Consider the following 702-nt stretch of genomic DNA (forward strand, 5'->3'; position numbering starts at 1 on the left):
TGTTCAGTCCCGGCATTTGCTGGAGCGGATTTAGCCTGAAACGTTCAGGCTGCGATGTCCAGGTCTTGCAAATGAACTCGTAGGGGGTGAGACCCTTGAGGGTCTTGAGCCTGCGGGCGTAGTTGTAGGCCGAGACGAAGTCTGCAAGGTGCTGCCGAAGCTGGCTGTGGCTCTCGTAGTAGAAGCGTTTGACGGTGGCATCCTTGATGGTACGGTTCATCCTCTCGACCTGTCCGTTGGTCCATGGATGCCTGGCCCTGATGGTTCGGTGGTCGATGTCGTTTCTGGCGCAGGCATATTCGAAGGCATGAGCCCGGAAGAGTTCGCCGTTGGCGATTGCTTCCTTGATCAGCGGCACGGCCGACCCGCCGGCGCCCGGCGTCGTGAACTGGATGCCATTGTCGGTGAGCACGGTGTGGATCTTGTAGGGAACCGCCTCGATCAGCCGCAACAGGAACTCCCTCGAGACGGCGGTGGTGGCCTTCTCGTGCAGTTCGACGAAGGCGAACTTCACGTGCGGTCGATGGCGCCGAACATATGCAGCTTGCCCTGTTCGGTGCGCACCTCGGCGATGTCGATGTGGAAGTAGCCAATCGGATAGCTCTTGAACTTCCTCTTCGCCGGCCTGTCGCCCGCGACGTCCGGCAGCCGGCCGATGCCGTGGCGCTGAAGGCAGCGGTGCAATGACGAGCGCGTCAACTG

1 pseudogene is annotated in these 702 nt (G+C 60.8%); it reads right to left on the bottom strand.

Annotated elements, in window-relative coordinates:
- Positions 1 to 702 (bottom strand): annotated as a pseudogene (locus tag ACLKMW_RS26485) (integrase core domain-containing protein); the annotation flags it as partial.

Source organism: Borborobacter xinjiangensis (assembly GCF_047739745.1).
Taxonomy (GTDB): Bacteria; Pseudomonadota; Alphaproteobacteria; order Rhizobiales; family Rhizobiaceae; genus Pseudaminobacter.